Below are 6,312 nucleotides of genomic sequence, written 5' to 3'. Positions count from 1 at the left end.
GACGCATATTATGCGTCCACCCGACGCATAACAAGAGCCGAGCCGGCCCGCCACGGTCGCCGCAGCAGCCGGGCCGGCCCGATCACAGGTCGGGCCCGGCTCAGACCGCGGTGCGGGTCACCGGAATCCACAGCTGCGCCTCGGAATGGGCCGGGTCGTCCCGCGACGGGCGGGTGCGCAGGATCTCCGGGCCCGGACGGTACTCGTACGGGTTGGACGGGATCCATTGGGCGGCCACGTCACCCCACATCTGCTGCAGCGCCTGGGGGAACGGCCCGGTGTTCTCGAAGACCGCCCAGGTGCCCGCCGGGCAGTCCAGCACGTCGAGATCGTCGGGCACCTCGGCGGCAGCGGTCACCACGGCGTGGTAGTAGTCGAGTTCGCTGCCCTCCTCGAAGCCGTCCGACAGGCGCACGGTCGCCGACACCACGCCCTCCGGGTCCTGGTCCGAGAATCCGGCGATCCGCAGCATCGTCTCCGGCGGGATGCTCCGGATGTGATCGGCGATGTGCGGATTGACGCCCTGGTAGATCAGCGGGACGCGGGCCTTCCTGCCGATGACCCGGAATGCTTCCTTCTCCACGATGCGGTACCGCATGGTGCTGTTCCCTTCGACGATGAGGCGGAAGGACAGCCGGGGCTGCGAGTTCAGGGCCGATCCGAGACGCCTGGCCTCGCCGGGGCCCACACCGTGCACGGCGCGGAACGCCCGGGCGAAGGCCTCCCCCGAGGTGTAGCCGTAGCGGATCGCGATCTCCAGCAGGGTCGGCTCCCCCGCCAGCACGTCGGCCCCCGCGACGGTGAGCCGCCGGCGCCGGACGTACTCCGACAGTGGCATCCCCGCCAGCGACGAGAACAGCCGCCGGAAGTGGTACTCCGACGTGACCGTGATCCGGGCCAGTTCGGACACCTCGATGCGCCGGTCGAGATGACCCTCGATGTACTCCATGGCCTGGTTCAGCCGATCCAGCAACCCCGGCCTCCTTCCCTTTCGATCACCCACGGTAGGAAGAACCGAGCCTGCCGCACCCGACATCCTGTGCCCGCTCCGGTCGGGTGCGGCACGCCCGGCAGCCGAGGTCCTGCGGATCGCGTCCGGTTGTGTGCCCTACCGTGCCCGACCATGGGCTACCACGTGCACATCACGCGGCGCGAGAACTGATGGAACGAAGAGCCTCCGGACATCGGGGCGGCGGAGTGGGAAGTGTTGGTCGCCGTCGATCCCGGCCTGGGCGTGCTGCCGCTGTGGTGGAGTGCCGGCCGGATCCTGTCCAAGGACCCGAGCGACCCGGTGGTCGCGGAGATGTGCGAGGTGGCGAAGGTCCAGGGCGCGAAGGTCCAGGGCGACGACGGAGAGCACGACGACGCCTGATGCAGGTGGTCACCGCGGGATTGTCCGGAGCTCGTGCGAACTCCCGACGATCGCGCGGCGGCCGCGGGCGACCGTGTGAACCCTGCTCGACAGTCGGCCGCTCTCTGGAGGCTGCGGCACGACGAAGCGACCTCGACGCCGGCAGCACCGCGGATCGACTCGATCACCAAGGCTCCGCCGGCCGCACGGACTCGTCAGCCGTAGAGGTGACCACGGACGAGAGGGTCGTGCTCCAGGTAGAGCATGACGTGCAGGTCGCTGCCGGCGAGGGTGAGGATGTCGCAGTCCAGGTCCAGCGGGCAGATCCGGGGGGGTCGACCTTGTGGGCCCCTCGCCCGACCGGCGGCTACTTCGACGCGGACGGCCGCGTGCCCTGGTGGCGTCCGGGCTGCGCCGGCTCACCCCTCCGGGAGGGCTCCCCGGCCGGGCGGCCGTCACGGCCCGGGTCGGCCGGGCTCGTCCAGTCCGCTGAGGAGGCGGGCGACGTCGAGCCCGGTGGCGAGGTACTGCTCGAAGATGCCGTTGTTCAGGACCCAGGGCGACCTCCGGCGGCGGAGCAGGACGAGGGCCGCAGCGGCGTCCTGGCCCAGCTCGATCAGCGTCTGTGCGGCGACCAGGCCCGAGCGGTTGTAGCCGTAGTGGCAGCGCACCAGGACGCGGCGGCCGGCCCGGACGGCCTGGGCGGCGGTGCCGGCGGCCTCCTGGACGGAGCGGAGCTGATCGGCGGTGAGCGGGCCGTCGGGGAGCTCCGCCACCAGGTGCTCGACGGTGAGCGGAGGCCCGTGGCCGGCCCGGGTCGACAGGCTGACCACCAGGTCGAACCGGCGGTCGACCACGACGGGCCGGACGACACCTGCGGAGTCCACCCACACGTGTCCGCCCACCCACAGACACGGCCGGATCCCGCTCCACGGCTCCCCCGGGACGGGAGCACCGGCCCCACGTCGACGTATCCTCACCTCGCCTCCCACCGTGGTCAACGGCCGTGCCGGACAAGGCGTTCCCGCCCCAGTGGCGCGACACGGCGGCGCGACCCGGTGGCCGGGCCCCGGTGCGCCCGGCGCCGCGGGGAGGTACTGGTGCCATGGCGGTGAGGAAGCGGACGGCGGTGGTCGGCCTCGTCCTGGCACTGGTCGGCGCGACGGTGGCCGCCCGTCGCCTCGGCCATTCGGTGGGTGGGGACACCCAGTGCGGTGCCGAGACGGGCACCTGTTCACCACGCTGCGGATCCCCGGGGTGTCGGTGAAGGCGGTCCGGCTGGGCCGGTACCGCTGGCAGTACTGCCCGTCGGCGCGCACTGGTCCCTGGTCTCCCCGGTCCGGGCGGCCGACCTGAGCGACGAGGAACGCCGGTCCGCCGCAGACCACCACGACGTGCGGCTGCCCTGACCTGCACTCGGCAGATCGGCCGCATGCACCGGGCACCTGCGGGGAAGGGTTTCTGACGGCACATCGACCGCCCGCGGCCCGGCCTTCCGACGGACGACGCGGGACGGGCCACGGCCGTGCTGAAATCGCTCCCTGCGGGCGGGAAACCGGCCCGCGGGAGCGCACTGCGACCCGGGCCGCGGATCCTGCACGGGGGGTCAAGTCAGGCCTAAGAGAGCCTTAATTCGCACCGCCGATCACATCTCCGCAGGTCAGCGGCGTGTCGCCGAAATGCGCCGGCATTGTCCGGTCGACCACCCCTGCGTAACATGTGGGCCCATCGGCGTGGCCACGCCAATACGTGAGAGCGCTCTCAGTTCCGCGGCCCGTACGGCCGCCCCGGTCCGACCAGGCAATCCCCCACCGCAATCCCAAGGAGGGTGTGCACCTCATGGCTGCTCACCGCGCACGTCGTTGGTCAATCGGCGGACTCGCGCTCACACTCACGGCCGCCCTGGCCGCGGCGATCACCTTGTCGGCGAGCGACACAGGCGCCACCCGGGCAGGTGCCGCCGTTGTCGCCCAGAGCTGGTCCGACGAGTTCGACGGACCGTCCGGTGCGGCACCCGATGCAGCCAAGTGGACGACGGAGACCGGTGGTTCGGGCAACGGCAACCACGAGCTGCAGTACTACACCGCCGGCAACGGCAACGCCGCGCTCGACGGCCAGGGCCACCTGGTGATCACCGCCCGCAAGAACACCGACTCCGGGCTGTCCTGTTGGTACGGGACCTGCCAGTACACCTCGGCCCGGCTCAACACCACCCGCTCGTTCACCCAGGCGTACGGGCACTTCGAGTCCCGCATCAAGATCCCGCGCGGGCAGGGCATGTGGCCGGCCTTCTGGATGCTCGGCAACGACCTCGGCACCGTCGGCTGGCCTAACAGCGGCGAGATCGACGTCATGGAGAACATCGGCAAGGAGCCCGGCACCGTCCACGGCACCGTCCACGGTCCTGGCTACTCCGGCGCGAACGGCCTCGGCGCCCCCTACACACTGTCCGGTGGCCGGGCCTTCGCGGACGACTTCCACGTCTTCGCGGTCGACTGGAGCCCGGGGGCCATCACCTGGTCGGTCGACGGCACCGCGTACGAGACCCGCACCCCGGCCGACGCCCACGGCAACAAGTGGGTCTTCGACCACCCGTTCTTCATGATCCTCAACCTGGCCGTCGGCGGTGACTGGCCGGGCAGCCCGGACGGCGGCACCGCGTTCCCGCAGGCCATGACCGTCGACTACGTCCGCGCCTCGACCTCGAACACCGGGCCGACCACCGCTCCGCCCACCAACCCGGGCGGCACCACCGGTCCGATCCGCGGCATCGGCGGCATGTGCGTGGACGTGGCGGGCGGGTCGAACGCCGACCGCACCCCGATCCAGCTGCACAACTGCACCGGGAACGCGGCCCAGCAGTGGACCGTCGGCAGCGACGGCACCGTCCGCGCCCTCGGCAAGTGCCTGGACGTCAACGCGGCCTCCACCGCCGACGGCGCCGTCGTCCAGCTCTACACCTGCAACGGCACCAACGCGCAGAAGTGGACGTACACCTCCGCGCACGACCTGACCAATGTCGGGGCCGACAAGTGCCTGGACGCCAAGGACAACTCCGCGGCCGACGGCACCCGGCTCCAGACCTGGACGTGCTCCGGCAACGCCAACCAGAAGTGGACCCTCGGCTGACCGGGCCCCACCCGCCCCGCCCCGACCAACCGTCCACCCCCACCCTGCATCGCACCGGTTCCACCCACCGAAGGGACTCCCCCGTGCCCCCACGTCACCACCGGCCGCTCTCGCGCCGCAAGATGCTCCTCGGCGCCGCCGGCATCGCGCTCACCGTGCCCGCGCTGACGCGCTGGGTCGAGTCGAGCGCCAGCGCCTCCACGGCCGCGACCCTCCCGCTCGACCTCGTCAACACGACGGGCAGCGGCACCGTGTACGCCTACGTACTGGGCCGCGACCCCGCGGCCGGCGGCAACTGGGCGTTCATCCAGGCCGACGGGTCGTCGCTGTACCACCCGCCGTCCCCCGCGAACGACGGCACGCCGCTCGGCACGGACTGCGCCATCGCGCTCAACGGCTCGGGCGCCGGCGCCCGCCGGGTCACCCTGCCCCACCTGGACAGCGGCCGGATCTACTTCTCCGTCGGCGCCAAGCTCACCTTCCTGATGAACCGCGGCGGCGGCCTCGCCCTGCCCTCGGTGAGCAACCCGAGCGACCCCAACATCAACGTCCAGCACGACTTCTGTGAATTCACGTACAACAACGACCAGTTGTACGCCAACATCACCTTCGTCGACATGGTGGGCCTGCCGATCGGCTTCGGGCTGCAGACCGGCCAGGGCGCCCAGAGCGTCCGCGGCCTGCCCTCGGACGGCATCGCCAGGGTCGCCTCCGCGCTGCGTGCCCAGTCCACCGCCGACGGCAGCGACTGGAGCAAGCTGATCGTCAGCCGGAACGGCGCCGACCTGCGCGTCGTCAGCCCCAACCTGGCGATCGGCGGTAACCCCGCGCTGTTCTCCGGCTACTTCGACAGCTACGTCGACCAGGTGTGGAGCAAGTACACCTCGACCGATCTGCACATCGACACCCAGTTCACCTGGGGCACCGTCACCGGCCGGGTCAGTGGAAACACCCTCACCTTCCCCGGGGTCGGCAACTTCGCCAAGCCGTCCACCGCGGCGATCTTCTCGTGCAGCTCCGCGCCGTTCACGACCGGCAACGACGAGATGGGCAACCTGAGCGCCCGGCTCGCCGCCGCGTTCAACCGCACCACCCTGCTCGACAACCCGAACCAGCCCACGGCCGAGAACCCGGCCGCCTTCTACACCCAGGCCCTGACCAACCACTACGCCCGGATCCTGCACTCCACCACCCCGGACAAGCTGGGCTACGCCTTCCCGTACGACGACGTGCACCCGGCCGGGGTGGACTTCGAGGGCAAGGTGCAGTCGGGCAGCCCAACCCTGTGGACCATCACCGTCGGCGGTACCGCGGGCGGCACCAACCCGACGCCGACGCCGACCGCGACTGCGACGGGCGGGGGCGGTGGCGGCGGCAGTGCCTTCTCCACCATCCAGGCCGAGGCGTTCAGCGCGCAGTCCGGCGGTGCCTCCGAGGCGTGCTCCGACACCGGCGGCGGCAGCGACATGGGCTGGCTGCACAACGGCACCTGGCTGAAGTACGCGGCCGTCGACTTCGGTTCCACCGGGGCCACCCGCTTCTCCGCCCGGGTCGCCTCCGGCGCGGCGGCCGGCGTCAGCGGCCTCGTCCAGGTGCGGCTCGGCAGCCCCACCGCCACCCCGATCGGCAATTTCGCCATCGCCTCGACCGGCGGCTGGCAGAACTGGCAGACCGTGCCCGCGGACATCAGCCGCACGACCGGCGTCCACGACGTCTACCTCACCTTCGACAGCGGGCAGCCCGCCGACTTCGTCAACCTCAACTGGTTCACGTTCGCCTGACGGAGCCGCGCCCCGAGCCGCACCGGCCCGGCCCGTACCCCGCCGGGTACG

The 6,312-nt window shown here is 71.5% G+C and carries 5 protein-coding genes; 3 read left to right on the top strand and 2 right to left on the bottom strand.

The window, feature by feature from the left end; all coding sequences use genetic code 11:
- Positions 1-100: 100 nt before the first annotated feature.
- Positions 101-973, bottom strand: a complete 873-nt coding sequence (locus ACFV0G_RS32745) for an effector binding domain-containing protein (RefSeq protein ID WP_380555860.1) — start codon at positions 971-973, stop codon at positions 101-103.
- Positions 974-1,204: 231 nt separating this feature from the next.
- On the opposite strand from ACFV0G_RS32745, the gene ACFV0G_RS32740 reads away from it, so the two are divergent.
- Positions 1,205-1,372, top strand: coding sequence for a hypothetical protein (locus tag ACFV0G_RS32740; RefSeq protein ID WP_380555858.1), 168 nt, complete (start codon positions 1,205-1,207; stop codon positions 1,370-1,372).
- Between the two features lie 434 nt (positions 1,373-1,806).
- Here the strand turns inward: ACFV0G_RS32740 and ACFV0G_RS32735 are convergent, their stop codons facing one another.
- On the bottom strand, positions 1,807-2,238 hold the full coding sequence (locus tag ACFV0G_RS32735) for a protein phosphatase (protein ID WP_380555856.1): 432 nt from the start codon (positions 2,236-2,238) through the stop codon (positions 1,807-1,809).
- A gap of 952 nt (positions 2,239-3,190) precedes the next feature.
- On the opposite strand from ACFV0G_RS32735, the gene ACFV0G_RS32730 reads away from it, so the two are divergent.
- Positions 3,191-4,480, top strand: a complete 1,290-nt coding sequence (locus ACFV0G_RS32730; protein WP_380555854.1) for a ricin-type beta-trefoil lectin domain protein — start codon at positions 3,191-3,193, stop codon at positions 4,478-4,480.
- 83 nt (positions 4,481-4,563) lie between these two features.
- Positions 4,564-6,261, top strand: coding sequence for a beta-1,3-glucanase family protein (locus tag ACFV0G_RS32725; RefSeq protein WP_380555852.1), 1,698 nt, complete (start codon positions 4,564-4,566; stop codon positions 6,259-6,261).
- Positions 6,262-6,312: the final 51 nt, after the last annotated feature.

The sequence above is a fragment of the Kitasatospora sp. NPDC059571 genome (genome assembly GCF_042735675.1).
Taxonomy (GTDB): domain Bacteria; phylum Actinomycetota; class Actinomycetes; order Streptomycetales; family Streptomycetaceae; genus Kitasatospora.
This window is presented reverse-complemented; position numbering and strand designations above follow the sequence as displayed.

What these genes read in the sequence shown, in the direction of transcription:
- ACFV0G_RS32730 (WP_380555854.1), top strand. Translation starts at nt 3,191, where the DNA reads ATGGCTGCTCACCGCGCACGTCGTTGGTCAATCGGCGGACTCGCGCTC.